Raw genomic sequence first — 19,888 nt, 5'->3', positions numbered from 1 at the left:
CAGAAAGCATGTTTGACCGGCCAGCGCCCGCTAGCGTAGCTCGCCCGCGACCGGCTCCTCGTACCGTTTCCGGAACAGGATTTTTGTCTTCGGATCAACAAAAACCAGGTACAGCGCAAAGCCCAGCGCGACGACCGCTGCCACCTGCCGTGCGACCGTCAGGCTCAGTTCGAAATAGGGGAAAATATCCAGCTGGTCCGAAATGGCGTAGATCATGAAGAAGGACACGAGGAAGTAGAGGGTTTTGACCTGCCAGTCGTTGCGGATACCGGTAACTGCGAACAGCGGGATCAGCCAGACCACGTACCAGGACTGGATCATGGGGGCGAGGAAGACGATCGCAGCGAATGCCAGGGCCAGGCGGCGCACCAGTCTGCTGTATTCCCCGGTGAACATCAGCCAGCCGATGATTGCCAGCGCCACAAGCCGACCGATCAGGTACACCACTTCGGCGAAGGCCTGGCCGTCGAGCCCCACCGCATCCCCGAGGATCATGACGACCATGCCCAGAAAACCGATCGGCGCGTACCAGATCCAGACGCTACCGGGAGTGCTCAGCGCACCCACCCAGCCGAACCCGAAGCCGTTGATCAGCCCCATCACCCACAGGATCCCGAAGGAGATGCCGGCCGTGAGGGCCCAGTAGAGGAACTTCCGCCGCCAGCTTGCCCCCTTGCCGGCCCACATCAGCCCGATGAACGGGAGGAAGATCAGCGTGATGGGTTTGATCGCGACCGACAGCGTGACCAGGACCACCGCACGCCACGGCTTCTGGGTCGCGGCGAGGTACAGGCCGCAGAGTGCGAGACCAATCATCAGCGCATCATTGTGGATGCTGGCAATGAAGTTGATCAGGAAGAGCGGGTTCGCGGCGGTAAGCCAGAGCGCCCGGTTGGGATTGATGCCGTGCAGTTCCGCGAGCTTGGGCACGTAGTAGACACACATCGCCACCCCGACGATCGCGATAAGTCGGAACAGGAGCACCGAGAAATCGGGTTGCCCATTGGTGATGCCCACGACCAGGGCTTCGATCCAGAGGAACACGGGGCCGTACGGGGTAGGGCTTTGCGCCCACATGTCGTCTGCCCCGATTTGCAGGTAGTTGGAGATCTGCGAATAGCCGTCGACGTAGGGGTTCAACCCGGAGAGAACCACCTGCCCCTGGGCGATGTAGGCAAACACGTCCCTGCTGAACAACGGCAGCGCCAGACACATCGGCGCGCCCCAGGCGATGACTGCACGAAGTATGACCGGTCGGGATTCCGGGCCCCACCCGTGGAGCCGCTGCCCGAGCCGCAGCCAGGACCTGACCAACAGCATGCCGCCGAGCGCGAGGATCAACACCGACACCACGGCGCCAGCCGGTTCGAACCGCATCCAGATGATGATCGGAATCCTGCGCAGTTCCACCGATGCCAGGGATAGCCAGCCCACGCCGTACGAACCGATCATCATCAGCAGGGACCCAATGAATCCCTGAATGACCGCCACGTTGGGTCGGTCAGCCACGGCTGAATCCGTCCGGGGCTGCGAGGCGTCCGCTGGCACCTGGGCGGTCATCTGCTGTTATCCAATCCTCGGTGGAACACGAAACTTCTGCACTTCTGACCGGGCAGACTGGCTAGATATTAGCATCGCCCCCTGTACCGGGGCCGGTAACGCCGCGCACCACGAGGCGGGATGTCCGAGGGGTACGACGACGGCCCGGCCGGGAGTCGCGGTACATTTGGGAGGTGCCGATATCTAATGAACACATTGTCTGGATCGACTGCGAAATGACTGGGCTTGACCTTGAGTCCGACGCACTGATCGAAGTAGCTGTCCTGGTGACCGACTCCGAGCTGAACATCCTGGGTGACGGGGTCGACGTCGTCATCAAGCCCGACGACGCGGCGCTCGCGCAGATGGGCGACTTTGTGCGCGACATGCACACCACGTCGGGCTTGCTGACCGAGCTCCCCCAGGGCATCACCATGAAGGAAGCCGAAGCGGAGGTGCTCAGCTACATCATGAAATGGGTCCCCGAACCACGGAAGGCCCAGTTGGGTGGCAACTCGGTCGGGACGGACCGCTCCTTCCTGGCCCGCGACATGCCGGCCGTGATCGACCACCTGCACTACCGGATCATTGACGTGTCCACCATCAAGGAGCTCGCGCGGCGGTGGTTCACCCGCGCGTACTTCCAGTCCCCCGCGAAGAGCGGCGGGCACCGCGCACTCGGGGATATCCGCGATTCCATCCGTGAGCTGCGTTACTACCGGGAGTCAGTTTTCGTGCCCAGCCCGGGCCCGGATTCAGCAACCAGCAAGGCGATTGCCGGGTCGCTGGCCGACTGACGGACCGGCCCCAACGCCCTCGCATAGCCGCGGTGGCGAAGGCCCGGCAAAAATTGTGTAGACTTGTCTGCGCTGCCTTTTGTAGGTGACACTTCCGCAGGAATGAACTGCGGGACTGCCATTTCGTAAGGCACATGGTGGGTATAGCTCAGTTGGCAGAGCGCCTGGTTGTGGTCCAGGAGGTCGCGGGTTCAAGCCCCGTTACTCACCCCAAGAAGGTCGATGGTTGACCTTGGAAGGCCGTTCCTGAAGAACTTCGGGGGCGGCCTTACCTGTAAGACCGAGGCCGGGGACAGCCGGCCATGAACCACCGTGGAGGTTGGACCGCATGGAACGCACAGTGTTCGAGGAAGACCATCTGCTGTTCCGTGAGGTCGCGACCGAATTCGCCTCCCGTGAGGTTTCCCCGCACTACACCCAGTGGGATCAGGACCATCTGATGCCCCGCACCCTGTGGACGGCTGCTGGCGAGCAGGGCCTGCTGGGCCTGGCGGTGCCCGAGGAGTTCGGCGGCGCAGGAATGCCCGACTACCGGTTCCGGGCTGTCCTGGACGAGGAGTTCGCCAAAACCAACCACTTCGCCGTCGGACTGGCTTTCCACCTGCACGACGACATGGTGCTCCCCCACCTGCTTGCCTACGGCAGCGACGACCTGAAGTCGCGCTGGCTTCCCGGAATGGTCAGTGGCGAACGGGTGACGAGTGTGGCCTGGACCGAACCGGGGGCGGGCAGTGATCTGCGTGGGATCAGGACCAAGGCCGTGCGCGACGGCGACGACTGGCTGATTTCCGGGCAGAAGACCTTCATCGGCAACGGCATCAGCGGTGACGCTTCACTGGTGATGGCTCGCACCGACGGCAGCACGGGCCGTGGCGGAGCCGACTCCTTCTCGCTCTTCATGGTCGAAAAGGGCGAGGGATACACCACCGGCAAGCAGCTCGACAAGATGGGGCTCAAGGCCTCGGATACCGCTGAACTCTTCTTCGACAGTGTCCGGGTGGGCGGTGACAACCTGGTGGGCGAGCTCGGTCACGGGCTCCGCTACGCCCACGAACAATTGCCGCAGGGTCGGCTCGCGATCGCTGTTGCGGCCTCAGCTGTCTCCCGTGCGATCTACGAGGCCACCGTCACCTACACCAAGGAGCGCAACGCGTTCGGCGAACGGGTCATCGATTTCCAGAACACCCGCTTCCAGCTCGCCGATATCCTCACGGAGGTGGAGGTCACCGAGACCTACGTCGACCAGGCGATGCTCGCGTTCAACGCGGGCACCCTGGATGCTGCCGCCGCCGCACGGGTCAAGCTGTGGGCCAGCGAACGCGCCACGTCGATCACTGACCGTTGCCTCCAGCTGCACGGAGGGTACGGGTATATCCTCGAATACCCGGTTGCCCAGGCGTTCCTGGCCACCCGGTTGCTCACTATCTTCGGCGGCACAAGCGAGATCATGCGCGACGTCGTCGGCCGCCACATCGCCGGCTGACCCACGCCTGCCACTAGTCGTAGTCCCTCCCCAATCCACAGGAAACACCACAATGACTGTTCGTCCCGTCACCATCACCGGTGAGCCAGTGCTGCACCGCCGGGCCGCCGTCGTCACCGCGTTTGATGACGACCTCCGCGCCCTGATTGCCGATATGTTCGAAACCATGGACGAGGCCAACGGCGTTGGGCTCGCAGCCCCCCAGATCGGCGTCGGTCAGCGGATCTTTGTCTACGGCATGGAGAACGACGACGACGTGGCGCCGCGCGGGGTACTGGTCAACCCTTCGCTGGTGACCACCAAAATTTCGGGGGCCGACCCCGACCCGGAGGAAGAGTCCGAGGGGTGCCTGTCGGTGCCGGGCGAGTCCTTCCCCCTGAAGCGGGCCGACTGGGTCAAGGTGACCGGCTTCGACGGCTTCGGGGAACGGCTGGAGTTCGTTGCCACTGGGTGGTTTGCGCGCTGCATGCAGCACGAGTATGACCACCTTGAGGGCAAGCTCTACGTGGACCGACTCATCGAGCCGTATTCCAAGGCTGCCCGCAAAGCCATCAAGAAAAATGACTGGGGAGTTCCCGGCCTGACCTGGATGCCGGGGGTGGATCCGGACCCGTTCGGCCACTAGACGGGCCCGGGCGTCAGTCCCGTGGCTCCTGTCCGGGTTCGAGATCCTCGAGTCGCTCCACGTGGCGCAGCGGACCGAAGATGGCCACCAAGGGCGCTGCGACTGACAGCAGGACCCCGATCAGGACGGCATTCCAGATGCCGACAAGCTCGGCGAGGGCTCCCCCGAGGATGCTGGCCACGCCGAGCATGCCCCAGCTGACCATCCGGGAGGCAGCACCAAGTCTGCCCATCATGGCGGGCGGACACACGCGTTGCCGGAAGGCCGACCCGACCACGATGTTCCAGGCGATGCACACGCCCATCACGAACATCCCCACGACTCCCCAGAGCATTCCGAAGCCGGGGGTCATGATCAGGAGCGACGCGTACCCGAGTACGCCGGGAACCATTGCGTAGCGCCAGACCGGGCCCGAGCCGAACCGCTCGGTAGCCCGTTTGACGGTGATGCCGCCCAGCGCTCCGCCGACCGATGCCGCAGCCATGAGCACCCCCAGCCAGATTTCCGACTCATTCAGTGTTCGCAGCACCAGGAGCACCAAAAGGGAGGCGACCATGCTGCCGCCGAGGTTCCAGAGGGCAGCGTTGAACAGGATGGCCCGGAGCGGTCCGGTACTGAAGGTGTAGCGCAGACCGTCCTTCATTTCCCGGAAGATGCGCCGCTCCCCCTGATAGGGTTCGGCTTCCTTGAGCTTGAGGGAGGAGATGGCGAAGAGGGAGGCGAAGGAGGTGATGATCTGGACCAGGAGCGAGTTCGAGGCGCCTACCGCCACCGTCAGCCAGCCGGCGATGCCCCGCCCTGCCGCGTCCGCTGACGCTGACGAGGCAGTCATCAGGCCGTTTCCCTCGACAAGTTCGTCCTTGGAAACAGCCTGCGGAATGAGTGCCTGGTCCGCCAGGGTAAAGAAGACGGCCGAGAGACCCACGAGGAACGCGATGACAAATAGTTGCGCCACCGACATGATCCCGAGCCAGAAGGTGACGGGGATGGTTGCCAAAGCCGCGATCCGGCCAATGAGGGACCACACGATGACCGGCTTCCGTGGCCACCGATCCACCCACACGCCCACCGGTAGCCCGAGGAGCAGCCAGGGGAGAAAAGTCATTCCCGCGAGGGCCGCAACGGCGAAGTCGCTGGCCTGCAGTTCGACCACTGCGATGACCGGAAGTGCGATGGAGGTGACGGCTGTGCCCAGAACGCCGACCGTTCCGGAAAGCCACAGTGCACGGAAGTTTGGATTGCGTACCAGCAGCGACTTCTGCGGCGCCACGGTGTTTGTCATTGGGATAGCGTATCCGAGCAAACACCGGTCAGATGCCATCTTCACTATTCAGCGAAAACTTCATTCGGAGCTATTGACCCACGGCTATTGCGCCCCGATAATCCCTTGTGCTTGCCGCCGTTTATACGACGCCGACTAGAGCTGGGAATATGTTTCGAATTGTTTTCGCGTTGCCGCATCGAAAGATGGAATGCCCACGGCCGCCATTCCTTCCTCAGCCATTTTGCGCAGCTCATCCGGATACCCGAAGTGCTCGAATGCGTCTGGGTAATACGCGTCGTGGAAAGCCAGCGAGCCGTGCGCTTCGATCAGGTCTGCAATATGCTCATTGACCCACGTTGGCCGCGCTGTTGACCCTGCTGCGTGAATGAACACGTCTCCGTAATAAAGGGGTCGGGTGGCAAGGAATTCCATAATGGATTCGCTGCGCAGAAACTCGTCAACCATCACGGTCTCCTCCGGATTGAGCATGGCTCGGATGAGCCTGCGGCGAAGACACTTGGTGCACCTATTGCAGTCCTGTACATCGATCTTCACACAATAAGCTGCATCATTCATGCGTCCTCCCGCCATGACGATTCTGGCGTTGCCAATTTCGGTGAGGAAGGAGGTGGGAAGTATATTCACCCCGATAGTCTGGAATACCCGGTACCAGACGTTTGCGTTGCGGGGTTTGTAGCCGACTCCCCCGGAGAGATAGGTTCCGGTCATTTCGGTGCCCGAAATGATGTTGCGCGGCTCGACGATCAGCGAAGAGATATACGCCGCGACCCACAGAGGGAGCCCCCACGCCGAAAAGAGTTGCCTCAGGTTATCGAAAACCACCCAATTTTCGGGCTGCCTGCGCAGAATGGCGTTTACGACATCCGTGTAGGCTGCCGTGCTCGTCGGAAGGGGTGTTTCATGGACCAAGGGGATCCCCGGGAAGAGGATGCTTGCCGCGAGGGAATCGAGTCCGCCCCCATAGCTGATGACGGTGTCAACCTTGGGGAAATACGGGCCTGCTACACCATTGCCAGAGACTGACACCCCTGGAAGAATCCACGGTCTGCGAAGTGCTGCCTGAAGGTTGGCTGATACCGGGAAACTGGTGCGTAGCTCGAAATCAGTCTCCGGCAGCACGGGGAAAAAGGCCAGCACTCCGATCAGGGCGAGCACATCCGGGTGGATGGATGCGAAGTCGACCCCTTCGCACTCCACCGAGAGCACCGGGTCGACGAGCGTCATGGCGATACCGCCCTCGGATCGTGTCACTTCTCCCCGGCTCACGTCTCCGGAAATCCCGAGACGGAGACGGTTCTTGCCAGTAAAGGCGTCAAACTTCACCGTTTGCATGTCGCAATGATAACGACACAGGGAGATTCGTCCGGGAGCGGACACTGCCCGGGAGGACCGGGGTCGAGGGATGGGTTGACCGATACGCCGGGTTCTGTGCTTCCTGCCGTTGCCGGCGAAGAAGCGGCGGCCATCCATCTACGAACGCCGTTGCCGACGCCCTCCAGCGGCCTACCCGGACACTCAGGCGAGCAGCCTTCAAACGCGCCCTGTCTGGCCTTGCTCCGGGTGGGGTTTACCGAGCCGCACCGGTCACCCGGCACGCTGGTGGTCTCTTACACCACCTTTTCACCCTTACTACCCCAGACATTGCTGCCTGGCGCAGCGGTCTATTTTCTGTGGCACTTTCCTGCGGGTTACCCCGAGTGGGCGTTACCCACCACCCTGCTCTGCGGAGCCCGGACGTTCCTCGGCGAACCGGAGCCCGTGCACAAGGCACTGCGACCGGTCCAACGCGACCGCCTGGTCAACCCATCCTTCATCGATTCTACGGGCTGGCGGAGACCCGTGCCGCACGCCGAACAGCTTCGCCCCGCGCACAGTCCGGAGGCACGGTTCGGTAACACCCGGAGATCTTGGGTAAAGTGGTGCGGTGCTGATTCTACTGCCGCCCTCCGAAGGTAAGTCACCCGCAGTAAAGGGGCCCACAGTGGATCTGGGAATGCTCGGGTTCCCTGAACTGACCGAGGCCCGCCACACTGTGCTGGATGCCCTCGCCGCCGCAAGCACCGATCCCGCCGCCCACAGCATTCTGGGAGTGGGCCAGTCCCTCGGAGCCGAAGTACAACGGAACGTCACGCTCCGCGACCAGCCGGCGGCCCCCGCTTACCTGATCTACTCCGGCGTACTGTACGACGCGCTGGGCTACCGCACGTTGACCCCGGTACAGCGTCGAAAAGCCCATGAGTCGGTGGTGGTGGTCTCGGCGCTGTGGGGTGCCCTGGGTTTCGCCGATGCCATTCCTGCCTACCGGTTATCCATGTCAGTCACACTCCCCGCCACCGGAACCCTCTCCTCATTCTGGAAGCCGCGGCTGACTGCGCCCCTGGGCGACCGGTCCGGGGACGCACTGGTGGTCGACTGCCGTTCCAGCACCTACGCGACGGCGTGGGCCGGCCACCCTGAGCGGACCGCCGCAGTCAACGTTCTGCTCGAACGGGACGGCAAGCGCACAGTCGTCTCGCACGCCGCGAAGCATACCCGTGGACTGCTTGCCCGGCATCTGCTGACCCGGCGGGCGCGGCAGCCGGGCACCCCAGCGGAGCTGTTGAAAGCCGCCCGGGAACGCTGGACCGCTGAACTGATCCCCGCGACACCCCGCAAACCGGCTCAGCTGAACATCATCCTGCCCGGCTGAGCGCGTCCTAGTCTCCCGCGGCGCCGTCCCATTCGGCGACCAGTTCCACCTCGAAGCCGGCCTTGTTTTCCAGGTACGCTGCATAGCTGTCCTTGCCACCGGCGTGCGGGTAGGCGGCAGCAAACATTGGGGTCCACCCGTGGCTGGTGGCCCGGCGTGCCAGCAAGTCGACCTCCGCCGGGGTGCCTGCCCGGAAGGCCAGGTGGTTCAGCCCGGGGTGCAACCGTTGGTGGGGTTCGTCGGCGACGGCCGATCCTGATTCGATCACCAGGTACAGGCCGTCGGCACCGACAAAACTGGTGCCCTCGGCCCAGGTCTCCTTGACGGTGAACCCGAGTTGCCAGAGCAGCCAGCCGATCGAGTCGTTTGCCTCCTGCAGGTCCCTCACCCAGAGCTCCACGTGGTGCAGCCGTCCCGTGGGCTGCCTGACCTGCTCCGGTCCGCCGTCGGACGGCTCAGGTTCCGGTGAGGAAGCGGCGGCCGAGGGTGAGGAAGCGCGCGGCACCCAGGGGATACCGGCCATCCCGGCATCCATCGCTTCGTTGGACAGCCGGTCAGCGTCCTTATTGATCTCGCGGGGAATCCACTGGTACTTGACCCGGGAGGGGTCGAGCACCGCACGGGCCTTGGTGGCCAGGGCGCGCATGTCCGCGTGCTTGATCTTCCAGCGGCCCTCCATCTGCTCGACCACCAGTTTGGAGTCCATCTTGACCAGGATGCGGCACGTGGGATCCAGCTCGTTCGCCAGTTCCAGGCCGGCCACCAACCCCGAGTACTCGGCAACGTTGTTGGACACCTTGCCCAGATAGGCGGCCTTTTCGACCAGGATCTCCCCCGTTTCGGGGTCCCGGACCAGGGCGCCATAGCCAGCGTGTCCGGGGTTTCCCCGGGAACCGCCGTCGGCCTCCACGATCAGGAAGCGCGGAGGTGCTGCAGGTTCGGTGGGCTCGCTCAGGTGGTCAAAGAGGGTCTGTTCAGCTGGCACTGGCCTAGTTGCCCCATTCGGCGGAGCGGACCAGGATGGCACCCGAGTCTGGGCAGAACACGATGTCGTCCTCAGCGGCTTTCTTGAGCTCAGCAAGATCTCCGGGGCTCAACTGCATTCCCGAGCCCTCCGACGTGCCATGGAACAGTCGTGCCGCACCGACACCGCGGCGGGCTAGTGTCTTCTCGTACAACGCCAGGAGTCCGGCGTCGAATGTTCCGGCCAGTTCACTGCGCTGGGCGCGTACGGATCCTGCCTCCTCCTCGATGGTGGCCAGTTCGGCGTCGCGGGTGGACTCGATCGCGGTGAGGCGCTCCTGCGCTTCCACCTTCCGCTGCTGAGCTGCCTCCTTGGCGGCACGGGCGGCGTCCACCCGTTCCATGATGTCCAATTCCACGTCTTCCAGGTCGGAGCGGCGCTTGGTCAATGACGCGATCTCACTCTGAAGGGCGGTCAGGTCCTTGGGGCTACCGGTCCCGCTGTCGAGGCGTTTCTGGTCGCGCTCCAAACGGTTCACCACCGATTGCACGTCATCCTCGGCGCGGGTGAGGTCACGTTCCAGGTCGCTGAGGACAGTCGCGGTCGCAACGAGCTCGCTGTCAGTGCCTTCCAGCTGCTTTGCCAGCTCGGCGAGGGCCGGATTGGCACGCGCGGTCGCGGCCTGCCGCTGCAGCTGGTTCAACCGCGAATCCAGTGCCTGAAGTTCCAACAGCCGAAGCTGTTCTGCCGGTGCTGCTTTTGCCACAGTAAAACCTCCGCGGTTGCCGATTACCCGTCCATCTACCCTATTGCACGGCGCCTCCCGCGGTCACCGCCGTTCAGAACGCCGGCGCGCGCCGTCGGCTGTACCGTGCCCTAGTGCACCCCTGCGGTGAGAACGAAGTCCCACGGGTCGGTGTTGACGCTGCTCACCCGGATGTCGGCGTCGAACCCGTGGTCCGCCAGCACGTTGGCCAGCGCCGCCGCAGCGGGGGTCAGCCACAGCCACTCACTGCCGAAGTGCGACACATCGATGAGGTAAGGCCGGTCGTTCGAGGCTGCCTCCCGGGCCTCCGAGACGGGGTGGTGTCGGAGATCGGCGGTCACGTACACGTCAGCCCCGCTTGCCCGTACCTGGTCGAACAGGCTGTCGCCGGCGCCGCCGCAGACGGCAACCCTGCGCACAAGCCCATCCCGGTCGCCGGCCACCCGGACTCCACCTGCCACCGCCGGGAGAATCGAGAACACCACTCCCGCGAAGTCTCCCAGGGTGGTGGGGGTCTTCAGGTTCCCTACCCGCCCCAGCCCTTCCTCCGGCAAACCGCCGGTCGAGGACGTGAGGGGTTGGACATCCGTCAGGCCGAACGCGTCCGCCAGCACATCGGATACTCCCCCAACAGCGCTGTCACCATTGGTGTGCACGGTGGTGAGGGCGCACCCGCCTTCGATCAGCCGGTGCACTGCATTGCCCTTGAAGTGGGTTGCCGCCACCGAATTGACCGGCTTCATCATCAGCGGATGATGGGTGATGATGAGGTCGGCGCCCCACTCAAGCGCCTCGCTGATGACCTCGTGCGTCGGATCGACGGCGAACAGGATCTTCGAGGCGCTGTTGCTCGGCTTTCCCACCACCAGGCCAACCGCGTCCCAACTTTCCGCCAAGGTTTCGGGCCAGAGGTCTTCAACCGCCAACAGCACCTCGGCCACGCTGGGTGGTTTGGGACTCCCGACACCGTCGGTAGTGCGTTGGCCAGTCATCAACGGATTAGCTTCCATGGCTCTAGTTGTACCCGCTCAGGTAGAAACGGCCCAATTTTCGTGGCGCTTCCGGCGTCTGCGGCCGCACGGGTCGGGAATCTTCTGGGCCCGCAACGCATTGATATAGGCATGATGACATTCGTGCTCGGCGGAGGCTGTTTCTGGTGCCTCGACGCCCTTTACCAAAAAACCCGCGGCGTCACCGATGTGATCTCCGGTTATACCGGTGGCCATACCCCCGATCCGGACTATGACGCGGTCTGCTCAGGCACCACCGGTCACGCCGAGGTTGTGGCAGTGACCTTCGACGAAACGGTCATCCCTGCCGAGGTAATCCTGGATATGTTCTTCGTGTCGCACGACCCCACCACGCTGAACCGGCAGGGGTACGACGTCGGTACCCAGTACCGGTCCTCGATGTTCTACCAGGACACCGAGCAGAAGGAACTGTTTGAGCGGGCCATCGAGCGGAACCAGGAGAGCTGGTCCGACCCGATCGTGACCGAGGTGACCCGGCTCCCGCGGTTCCACCCGGCGGAGGAGTGGCACAACAATTTCTACGCAAAGCACCCCGAACAGGGTTACTGCCGCGTGATCATCAACCCCAAACTGGCCAAGGCGCGCAAGTATTACGCTCAATGGCTGATTGACTAGACTTCCGGCACGGCGGAACGCCGCGCGGCTAGGCTGAATCCCAGCGCGCAGCGCAGGATCCGGCGAGCACTCCCCCGACCCCCGACCCTAGGCAGGTAGCAATGGCAAAGATTTACGACGACGTCACTCAGCTGGTGGGGCGGACCCCCCTGGTCCGTCTCAACCGTCTCACCGAGGGCCTCGACGCCCAGGTTGCCGTGAAGCTTGAGTTCTATAACCCCGCGAACAGCGTCAAAGACCGAATCGGCGTCGCCATCATCGATGCTGCAGAGAAGGCCGGAGCACTCAAGCCAGGCGGCACTATCGTGGAGGGGACGTCCGGCAACACCGGCATCTCGCTCGCCATGGTCGGTGCGGCGCGCGGCTACCGGGTGCTCCTGACCATGCCCGAGACGATGTCCACAGAGCGCCGCGTGATGCTTCGTGCCTACGGCGCCGAGATTGTGCTGACCCCCGGATCCGAGGGTATGCGTGGCGCCGTTGATAAGGCCAAGGACATCGTGGCGACGACTGAGAACGCCATCTGGGCGCAGCAGTTCGCCAACGAGGCCAACCCCGCAATCCACCGCGCGACGACTGCCGAGGAGGTCTGGGAAGACACCGACGGCGCCGTCGACATCTTCGTGGCAGGCGTGGGCACCGGCGGAACCATCACCGGCGTCGGGCAGGTCCTGAAAGAACGCAAGCCCGGGGTGCAGATCGTTGCCGTGGAGCCAGCGGACTCGCCAATCCTTAACGGTGGCGCGCCCGGACCCCACAAGATCCAGGGAATCGGCGCCAACTTTGTCCCCGAAATCCTGGACCGGAACGCCTATGACGAGGTCATGGATGCAACAGTTGAGGATTCGGTGCGGGTGGCCCGTGCCCTCGGAACCCAGGAAGGGATCCTGGGCGGCATCTCGTCCGGCGCCATCGTGTGGGCGGCGTTGGAGCTCGCCAAGCGGCCAGAGAACGCGGGTAAGCTCATTGTGGCAATTGTCTGCGACTTCGGTGAGCGGTACATCTCCACTGTCCTTTTTGACGATATCCGGGGCTAACCCCACCAACAGAAAGTAGTCTGTGAGTTTTCTAGCGCGACTGCACGAGGATCTGGAGACGGCGCGAGAGCACGATCCAGCCGCCCGTGGCTCCATCGAGAATGGACTGGTCTATTCCGGTCTGCACGCCATCTGGGTGCACCGGCTCACGCACCGCATGTGGGCGAGACCAGGGCTCCGGTTCCCGGCACGGCTGCTAGCACAGCTGGCGCGGGCCGCCACCGGGATCGAGATCCATCCCGCAGCGACCATCGGCCGGCGGTTCTTCATTGACCACGGCATGGGCGTGGTCATTGGCGGTACCGCCGAGATCGGCGACGACGTGATGCTCTACCAGGGCGTCACGCTGGGCGGGCGGTCCCTTGAGAAGGTCAAGCGGCATCCGACGATCGGTGACAGGGTAACGATTGGTGCTGGTGCGAAGGTGCTCGGACCAATCACGATTGGTGCCGGCAGCGCGATCGGCGCCAACGCCGTCGTCGTCAAGGACACGCCCCCGGATTCGATTGCCACCGGCATTCCCGCAACGTTCAGGCATCGTGACTCCACACGGGAGACTCTCCCGGCGGTCGATCCGGCCGAGTACATCGATCCGGCGCTGTACATTTAGCGCCCCACTTTCAGCGCGGTCAGCCGGCGTTGGTTCTTAACTGGTGATGGCCCGGGCACTATGCCCGGGCCATCACTAGTTAAGAGGAGCTAGTGGGTGTCCACCGCTTCAATTTCGGACTTGTCCTCGCCCCACAGAGTGTGGAACGTGCCATCCATGTCCACCCGGTTGTAGGTGTGGGCACCGAACAGGTCCCGGAGGCCCTGGGTCAATGCCGCGGGCAGCCGACGACGGCGCAGACCGTCGTAGTAGGCCAGCGATGCCGAGAACACCGGCACTGGGATACCGAGTTGGACGGCTGTCGACACGACGCGACGCCAGGCGGGGATCGCCCCGGCAATCGACTCGGCGAATGCCGGGGCCAGCAGCAGGTTCACCGGCTGGCCGTCAGCAGTAGCGTACGCCTTCATGATGTCGTCCAGCAGTTCGGCACGGATGATGCAGCCAGCGCGCCACAGCGACGCAATCTCGTCGAGCTTCAGTTCCCAGCCGTACTCCTTGGCAGCAGCAGTGAGCATGTCGATGCCCTGGGCGTAGCTGACCAGTTTCGACGCGTACAGGGCCAGGCGAACGTCCTCAACGAACGACTCAGGCAGGTCCACGGTGCCCTCATGACCGGCAAGGATGTCCTGTGCCTGGGCCCGCTGGTCCCGCTGCGAGGACAGGCCCCGGGCAAACACGGACTCAGCGATGCCCGACGTCGGGCTGCCCAGTTCCAGCGCCGACACAACTGTCCAACGGCCGGTGCCCTTCTGCCCCGCCGAGTCGACGACGACGTCGACGAAGGGTTTGCCGGTCTTGGCATCCGTGTGGCCGAGCACTTCAGCGGTGATCTCAATCAGGAAGGACGAGAGGGTGCCGGTATTCCAGTCGGTGAAGATCTTGGACTGTTCGGCGGGCTCGATGCCGGCGCCGGAGCGCAACAGGTCGTAGGCTTCGCCGATCACCTGCATGTCGGCGTATTCGATGCCGTTGTGAACCATTTTCACGAAGTGTCCGGCACCGTCGGTGCCGATCCAGCGGCAGCAGGGTTCACCGTTGTATTTGGCGGAAATCTTCTCCAGCATGGGACCCAGGGAATCGTAGGACTCGCGTGAGCCGCCGGGCATGATGGACGGGCCCAGCAGGGCGCCCTCCTCCCCGCCGGAGACCCCAACGCCCACAAAGTGCAGCCCCTTGGTCGCCAGGGCGGCTTCCCGTCGTCGGGTGTCTTCGTAGTGGGAGTTGCCGCCGTCGATCACAATGTCGCCGGGCTCGAGCAGCGGTTCCAGCTGGCCGATAACCGAATCCACGGGTCCGCCAGCCTTGACCATGATCAGGACCCTGCGGGGCTTCTCCAGGGAATCGACCAGTTCCTCAAGGGTTTCGGTGCGGACGAAGTCGCCGTCGTCGGCGTGCTTCGCCAGCAGCGCGTCGGTCTTCTCGATCGACCGGTTGTGCAACGCGACGGTGTAACCGTTGCGGGCAAGGTTGCGGGCCAAGTTTGCGCCCATGACCGCTAGGCCTGTGACACCAATCTGTGCACTCATGAAGTCTCCAATACTGGGTTTGCCCCCCGGGTGTCGGGGGCCGATACGCGGGCAGCCGGAAGAGCTCCGCGCCACGAAACAGTACTTTCACCTTATTACCGCTGGATACCTACTGGCCACACGGCGACCAATAGTGAAGCGGCCGTGTCCCCCCTGCCGGCACCGAGGTCAACCCTTCCGAGGACGATCGTTGCACGACTGATATAGATTAACCCAAGACATTCATCAGGGAAGGAGCTTGTCATTTCGCGACCAACCGCCCGACAGTCGGCTCCGTTCCGGCCGGACATCCAAGGCTTGCGGGCGGTAGCGGTAGGGGCGGTAGTGCTCTACCACGCCGGTTTGTCAGCGGTACCGGGAGGCTACGTCGGCGTCGACATCTTCTTCGTCATCTCCGGCTTCCTCATCACCGGCCAGTTGATCTCCATGCTGGAAGCCCAGGGCCGGATCCCCTTTGGCGAGTTCTACGCCAAACGTATCCGTCGCATCATCCCCGCCTCGTTCGCAGTGCTTGCTCTGACCACCGTGGCGTCGCTGGTGTTTCTTCCCCCAGCCACCCGTCCCGGCGCTCTAGAGGACGCCATCGCCACCGCCCTGTATGTCCCCAATGTGCTCTTTGCCGCGCAGGGTGCTGATTACCTCGCCGAAACCGCGCCGTCACCGTTCCAGCACTACTGGTCGCTTGGCGTTGAGGAGCAGTTCTATCTGTTCTGGCCGCTGCTCCTGCTGCTGGGGTTCCTGCTGGTGCGCAGATCGACCCGGCGGCTGTTCTGGGTGGTCCTGTCGATGGTCGTCCTCTCCTTTGCCCTGTGCATCGTCCTGACCGGGGCGTCGCAACCGGCAGCGTTCTTCCTGCTGCCGACCCGCGCCTGGGAGCTGGGGATCGGCGCCCTGGCGGCCTTCGCCCTGCACTCCGGGCTGGTACGCCTGAATGGCCGGCTGGCGGCGCTCGGCACCTGGCTGGGGATGGCTGGCATCGCCCTCAGCCTGATAGCCCTCAATGAGAACACAGTCTTCCCGGGGTGGGCTGCGCTCCTTCCGGTGTTGTCCACTGCCGCCGTCATCGTGTGCGGCAGCAACCTTCCGCCGGGCGGTGCCGGAGTGCTGCTGAGCCGCCCCCCGATGCAGAAGGTGGGCGCCTGGTCGTACTCGATTTACCTGGTGCACTGGCCGCTGCTGGTTATCCCGCAGGCGGCGGTCGGCTATGAAAATCCGCTACCGCTGGCCCTCACCCTGACTCTGGGTGCACTCAGCGTGCCGCTGGCGGTTCTGCTGTACAGGTATGTGGAGAATCGTTTCCGTCACCCGGCGGCGGGGAGCCCGTTGCGCTCACGCCGGGTCATCGCAACTGCGGCACTCGCGTCTCTGGCGTTCGTGGCGGTCGCCGCCGGTCTCAACGCGGTGCAGAGCACAGCACCGATCGCCTCTACCCGGGACGCGGCGTCGCAACCGTTGCAGGTGGCCCCCAATGGCTCCACCTTCGTTCCAGCCAACTTGAACCCGACCCTGCGCGATGCGCCGGACAGCATTCCTGTGACGTACGACGACGGCTGTCACGCCGATTTCCCTGCGACCGAGGTCAGGACCGACTGCGTCTACGGGGACCCCGACGGCACCGTGGACATTGTGCTCTTCGGCGACTCCCATGCCGCTCAGTGGTTTCCGGCTCTGGAGGCCTACGCCACCGACGGCTCCTACCGTCTGCACAATCTCACGAAATCCAGCTGCCCATCTGTGGATATTGAGATCCTCCACGAGCAGCGCCCGTACTCCCAGTGCGAGGAATGGCGTCAGAGCGCCTTCGAGTACATTGATGAACTCAATCCAGCTGTAGTGGTGCTCAGCAACTTCGGGGAGGTGGCACCCGTTGACACCTCGACCGCACTCGTGGAGCAGTGGGAGGCGGGCTTGCGTTCCACTCTGGCCGCACTGCCTGGGTCATCGCACGCACTGGTCCTCGCGGATACCCCGAACCACAGTGCATCCCCGCTGGACTGCCTGTCCCGGAACACCGAGGAGGCAGCGGCCTGTGACCTGCCCCGGGCGGAAGCGCTCGACGGCGAGATTATTGCCGCGGAAGAGCGGGCGGTGCAGGAGGGCAACTCGTCGTTCATTGACCTGAGTAGCTACCTCTGTACCGACATTTGTCCGTCAATCATTGGAGACCTGCTGGTCTACCGGGATGAGCACCACATCACCACCACGTTCAGCAGGGCGCTGGCGGGACCGTTGGGGCAAGAGATCGACAGGGTCCAGTAGCGTCGGCTACCAGCCTGACGGCCGATAGTGCCTCAGGCTGCGCCGGGGCAGAGATGCTCGGCGGCGAGGGCCTGGGTGATCCGGATGCGTTCAACGGTTTCGTCGGTCAGGTTCTCGGCGGGGTTGCGGGCGCCCAGCTCCTCGAGGTTGGCACCTGCCTCCAGATCGGCACACACCTGCTCACCGGTGGCAATCAACTGCTCGTCCCCGGAATAGGCCGAATCGGGTGCCTGCTCGCGGAGCTCGGTGAGGAAGCGCTCCTGGGCGGCCACGCTCCCCCTGTCGGCTGTCCCGCAGCCAACCAGGCCAACCATCAGGCACAGCATTGCTGCGCCTGAGGTGCGGCGTGAAGTTCCACTGCTGATCATCGCGACTGTAGATCCCTTCTCTTCGTCCAACCCGGTTCCGACCGGTAGCGCAGTTCCTGATAAAAAAACCCCGCCGTCTCAAGCGTTAGTGCTTGAAAGGGCGGGGTTTTGGTGGTGGGTCCTACCGGGATCGAACCGATGACATCCACGGTGTAAACGTGGCGCTCTACCAGCTGAGCTAAAGACCCTTGCCTGTCGGTGGCGGCCCTCGGACCGGCCAACCAACGAAGAATTACTCTACTGGGATTCCCAAGAGAACGCCAATCGTCCGCCCTGCCCGCTACTGCAGGTCGGGCAGTTCATCGGCCAGGTAGCTGAGCGCCTCGGAGACGCCCAGGTTGACCAGCATGTTGGCCAGGTCATCACCACGGGTGGCGCCCCGATTGATGATTACCACGGGCTTCCCTGCCTTCGCGGCGTGCCTGACGAAACGCAGTCCGCTCATCACGGTCAGGGATGACCCGGCGACCAGCAACGCGTCGCCGGAGTCCACCACCTGGTAGGCCTCGGCAACCCGGTCCTTCGGCACGTTCTCCCCGAAGTACACGAAGTCCGGCTTCAGCATGCCGCCACAGTTGGGGCAGGGGGCCATCACAAAATCGCTCGTGTCGTCGACGTCGGCATCGGCGTCAGGCGCGACGTCCCCCGCGTTCGATTCACGCTCCAGGTAACCGGGGTTCAGCGCTTCCAGCAGGACCGCAATCTCGGACCGGCTATAGCTCCTGGCGCACTGCAGGCAGACGACGCGGTCGTAGGTCCCGTGCAGGTCGATCACCTGTTCACTGCCTGCCGCCGAGTGAAGCCTGTCCACGTTCTGGGTGATCAGCCCGGAGAGCAGCCCCCGGGATTCGAGCGACGCCAGGGCGAGGTGACCGGGGTTGGGGTCGGCGTGACGGAGGTGGTGCCAGCCCACATGGTTGCGGGCCCAGTACCGGCGCCGCAGCACTTCATCGCCGACGAACTGTTGGTACGTCATGGGGTTACGTGGGACCGATTGGGGCCCGCGGTAGTCCGGAATGCCGGAGTCGGTGCTCAGTCCCGCGCCGGTCAGGACGGCGAGGCGGTGGCCGCTGAGCAGTCTCACCACCTCTGCCATTCGGGTGCGTTGCTCGGGGCTGAAGGTGGGAGCGGGATCTGCTGGGTCACCACTGGCGAATCCGGTCAGACCGAGGCCAGGGGGTGTAGCTGCTCCGCCAGCTGACTCGGGTGTCACAATGACGGTCCGACGCGGTTTACCCGGCCGGTGAGGTTGGTCAGCGCCGCCCGGTAGTCCTCGAGCGGACGGGGCTGGCCGAGCTCGGAGCGGAGGGTCGCCACAATGACACCCTGCGCGTCGATGAGGAAGGTGGCACGTTCTGCATAACCCCGGTCGGCGTCGAACGCGCCGTATCGGGCGGCGACATCGCCGTGGGGCCAGAAGTCTGCCAGCAGGTCGAAGCTGAAGCCTTGGTCCTGGGCGTACGCACGCAGAGTGTATTTGGAATCGACCGAAACGGCGAGAAGCCGCACGCCGTCGTCGTCAAACAAAGCCAGATTGTCGCGCAGCTCGCAGAGTTCGCCGGTGCAGACACCCGAGAACGCGAAGGGATAGAACACCACAGCGACGGGCGTTCCGCGCAGATCGCTGAGGCGGACCGTCTCACCGAACTGGTTGGACAGGGCGAAGTCAGGTGCTGGCTCGCCCATCAGCGGGAGCCCGCTCATGCTAGCTTTTCCGTCGGCTGACCAATCGGGTAGCGGCCCAGTCCTTCGAGACACCAGCCGACGACGTGGCGTGCAGACCCGCGGTGGGAGCGGCTTCCTGGATGATCGAGGGGGCAACGTAGCCGGTGCGTCCGGATTTCGGGGTCAGGACCCAGACGGTGCCGCCTTCGTCGAGGCAGGTCAGTGAGTCAACGAGTGCGTCGACGAGGTCGCCGTCGTCGTTGCGCCACCAAAGCAGCACACCGTCCACAACGTCCTGGTCCTCTTCAGTGAGCAGTTCAGACCCGGTTTCATCCTCGAGGGTTGCACGGAAGTCGAAATCCACATCCTCGTCGTAGCCGAGTTCCTGAAGCAGGTCCCCGTTCTTGAAACCCAACTTGCCCGCCACGGTATCCGTTGTGGCGGCTTCGGCCTCGCTCACTGTTTTCCTCCCGAAAGACTGTGGTCACTTTGATTAGCGGATCCACTAGTTACGTTGATATGCATTATTACCAGCCAACACCTTTAAACGCCATGCATCAAGCCAGCAGGTCTCCCGGGCGAATCCTCGGTCGCATATGTACACCATATAGGGAGGAAACCGCCGG

The 19,888-nt window shown here is 63.8% G+C and carries 19 protein-coding genes, 2 tRNA genes and 1 other RNA gene; 9 read left to right on the top strand and 13 right to left on the bottom strand.

Features of this window, described 5'->3' with window-relative positions; translation table 11 throughout:
• Positions 1–30: 30 nt before the first annotated feature.
• Positions 31–1,560: a polyprenol phosphomannose-dependent alpha 1,6 mannosyltransferase MptB gene (mptB, locus tag HMI57_RS16250; protein ID WP_171587053.1), complete on the bottom strand. Its 1,530-nt coding sequence runs from the start codon at positions 1,558–1,560 to the stop codon at positions 31–33.
• Between the two features lie 173 nt (positions 1,561–1,733).
• Here mptB and orn point away from each other — a divergent pair, with 173 nt between their 5' ends.
• From orn to def, 4 genes are all read left to right on the top strand, one after another.
• Positions 1,734–2,336 carry an oligoribonuclease gene (orn, locus tag HMI57_RS16245; protein WP_171587052.1) on the top strand — a complete coding sequence of 201 codons (603 nt, stop codon included), beginning with the start codon at positions 1,734–1,736 and terminating at the stop codon, positions 2,334–2,336.
• 137 nt (positions 2,337–2,473) lie between these two features.
• Positions 2,474–2,549 (top strand) — tRNA-His (locus HMI57_RS16240).
• Between the two features lie 115 nt (positions 2,550–2,664).
• Positions 2,665–3,819, top strand: a complete 1,155-nt coding sequence (locus HMI57_RS16235; RefSeq protein WP_171587051.1) for an acyl-CoA dehydrogenase family protein — start codon at positions 2,665–2,667, stop codon at positions 3,817–3,819.
• Positions 3,820–3,871: 52 nt separating this feature from the next.
• Positions 3,872–4,444, top strand: a complete 573-nt coding sequence (def, locus tag HMI57_RS16230) for a peptide deformylase (protein ID WP_171587050.1) — start codon at positions 3,872–3,874, stop codon at positions 4,442–4,444.
• 13 nt (positions 4,445–4,457) lie between these two features.
• Here def and HMI57_RS16225 read toward each other — a convergent pair whose 3' ends face one another.
• The 3 genes from HMI57_RS16225 to rnpB all read right to left on the bottom strand — a co-directional run bounded on the left by HMI57_RS16225 (position 4,458) and on the right by rnpB (position 7,535).
• Complete coding sequence (locus HMI57_RS16225) at positions 4,458–5,726, bottom strand: MFS transporter (protein WP_171587049.1); 1,269 nt, start codon at positions 5,724–5,726, stop codon at positions 4,458–4,460.
• Positions 5,727–5,861: 135 nt separating this feature from the next.
• Positions 5,862–7,061 carry a DUF6395 domain-containing protein gene (locus tag HMI57_RS16220; RefSeq protein WP_171587048.1) on the bottom strand — a complete coding sequence of 400 codons (1,200 nt, stop codon included), beginning with the start codon at positions 7,059–7,061 and terminating at the stop codon, positions 5,862–5,864.
• Between the two features lie 67 nt (positions 7,062–7,128).
• An RNA gene (rnpB, locus tag HMI57_RS16215) (RNase P RNA component class A) lies at positions 7,129–7,535 on the bottom strand.
• Positions 7,536–7,653: 118 nt separating this feature from the next.
• Here rnpB and HMI57_RS16210 point away from each other — a divergent pair.
• Positions 7,654–8,418: a peroxide stress protein YaaA gene (locus tag HMI57_RS16210; protein WP_171587047.1), complete on the top strand. Its 765-nt coding sequence runs from the start codon at positions 7,654–7,656 to the stop codon at positions 8,416–8,418.
• Positions 8,419–8,425: 7 nt separating this feature from the next.
• On the opposite strand, the gene HMI57_RS16205 is transcribed toward HMI57_RS16210, so the two are convergent.
• The 3 genes from HMI57_RS16205 to HMI57_RS16195 form a co-directional block, all read right to left on the bottom strand.
• Complete coding sequence (locus HMI57_RS16205; protein WP_216607622.1) at positions 8,426–9,373, bottom strand: reverse transcriptase-like protein; 948 nt, start codon at positions 9,371–9,373, stop codon at positions 8,426–8,428.
• A 34-nt stretch (positions 9,374–9,407) separates the two neighbouring features.
• Entirely contained in the window at positions 9,408–10,148 is a 741-nt protein-coding gene (locus tag HMI57_RS16200) for a C4-type zinc ribbon domain-containing protein (RefSeq protein ID WP_171587045.1), read from the bottom strand.
• A gap of 110 nt (positions 10,149–10,258) precedes the next feature.
• Entirely contained in the window at positions 10,259–11,140 is an 882-nt protein-coding gene (locus HMI57_RS16195) for a Nif3-like dinuclear metal center hexameric protein (protein WP_228721164.1), read from the bottom strand.
• Between the two features lie 129 nt (positions 11,141–11,269).
• Between HMI57_RS16195 and msrA the strand changes: the two genes are divergently transcribed.
• From msrA to epsC, 3 genes are all read left to right on the top strand, one after another.
• A complete protein-coding gene (gene msrA, locus HMI57_RS16190) occupies positions 11,270–11,794 on the top strand; it encodes a peptide-methionine (S)-S-oxide reductase MsrA (protein WP_171587043.1) in 525 nt (174 codons plus the stop codon).
• Between the two features lie 101 nt (positions 11,795–11,895).
• Positions 11,896–12,831: a cysteine synthase A gene (gene cysK, locus HMI57_RS16185; RefSeq protein ID WP_171587042.1), complete on the top strand. Its 936-nt coding sequence runs from the start codon at positions 11,896–11,898 to the stop codon at positions 12,829–12,831.
• A 22-nt stretch (positions 12,832–12,853) separates the two neighbouring features.
• Positions 12,854–13,441 carry a serine O-acetyltransferase EpsC gene (gene epsC / locus HMI57_RS16180; RefSeq protein ID WP_171587041.1) on the top strand — a complete coding sequence of 196 codons (588 nt, stop codon included), beginning with the start codon at positions 12,854–12,856 and terminating at the stop codon, positions 13,439–13,441.
• Positions 13,442–13,530: 89 nt separating this feature from the next.
• Here epsC and gndA read toward each other — a convergent pair whose 3' ends face one another.
• On the bottom strand, positions 13,531–14,970 hold the full coding sequence (gndA, locus tag HMI57_RS16175) for an NADP-dependent phosphogluconate dehydrogenase (protein WP_171587040.1): 1,440 nt from the start codon (positions 14,968–14,970) through the stop codon (positions 13,531–13,533).
• 297 nt (positions 14,971–15,267) lie between these two features.
• On the opposite strand from gndA, the gene HMI57_RS19625 reads away from it, so the two are divergent.
• Positions 15,268–17,229, top strand: coding sequence for an acyltransferase family protein (locus HMI57_RS19625; RefSeq protein ID WP_216607616.1), 1,962 nt, complete (start codon positions 15,268–15,270; stop codon positions 17,227–17,229).
• A gap of 32 nt (positions 17,230–17,261) precedes the next feature.
• On the opposite strand, the gene HMI57_RS16165 is transcribed toward HMI57_RS19625, so the two are convergent.
• From HMI57_RS16165 to HMI57_RS16145, 5 genes are all read right to left on the bottom strand, one after another.
• Positions 17,262–17,597 carry a DUF732 domain-containing protein gene (locus HMI57_RS16165; RefSeq protein WP_171587039.1) on the bottom strand — a complete coding sequence of 112 codons (336 nt, stop codon included), beginning with the start codon at positions 17,595–17,597 and terminating at the stop codon, positions 17,262–17,264.
• Positions 17,598–17,709: 112 nt separating this feature from the next.
• Positions 17,710–17,785: transfer RNA gene (locus tag HMI57_RS16160), tRNA-Val, on the bottom strand.
• A 92-nt stretch (positions 17,786–17,877) separates the two neighbouring features.
• The gene (locus HMI57_RS16155; RefSeq protein ID WP_171587038.1) at positions 17,878–18,810 is read right to left on the bottom strand and encodes an NAD-dependent protein deacetylase; all 933 of its coding nucleotides are present in this window, start codon (positions 18,808–18,810) and stop codon (positions 17,878–17,880) included.
• On the bottom strand, positions 18,807–19,301 hold the full coding sequence (locus tag HMI57_RS16150) for a peroxiredoxin (RefSeq protein WP_171587037.1): 495 nt from the start codon (positions 19,299–19,301) through the stop codon (positions 18,807–18,809). Before HMI57_RS16150 ends, HMI57_RS16155 begins: the two co-directional genes overlap by 4 nt.
• Position 19,302: 1 nt before the next feature.
• Entirely contained in the window at positions 19,303–19,722 is a 420-nt protein-coding gene (locus tag HMI57_RS16145) for a DUF3052 domain-containing protein (protein WP_171587036.1), read from the bottom strand.
• Positions 19,723–19,888 lie beyond the last annotated feature (166 nt).

This window comes from Arthrobacter sp. 260 (assembly GCF_013116745.1).
Lineage (GTDB): Bacteria > Actinomycetota > Actinomycetes > Actinomycetales > Micrococcaceae > Arthrobacter_D.
Note: the sequence above shows the minus strand (reverse complement) of the source record. Positions and strands in the feature narration are given on the sequence as shown.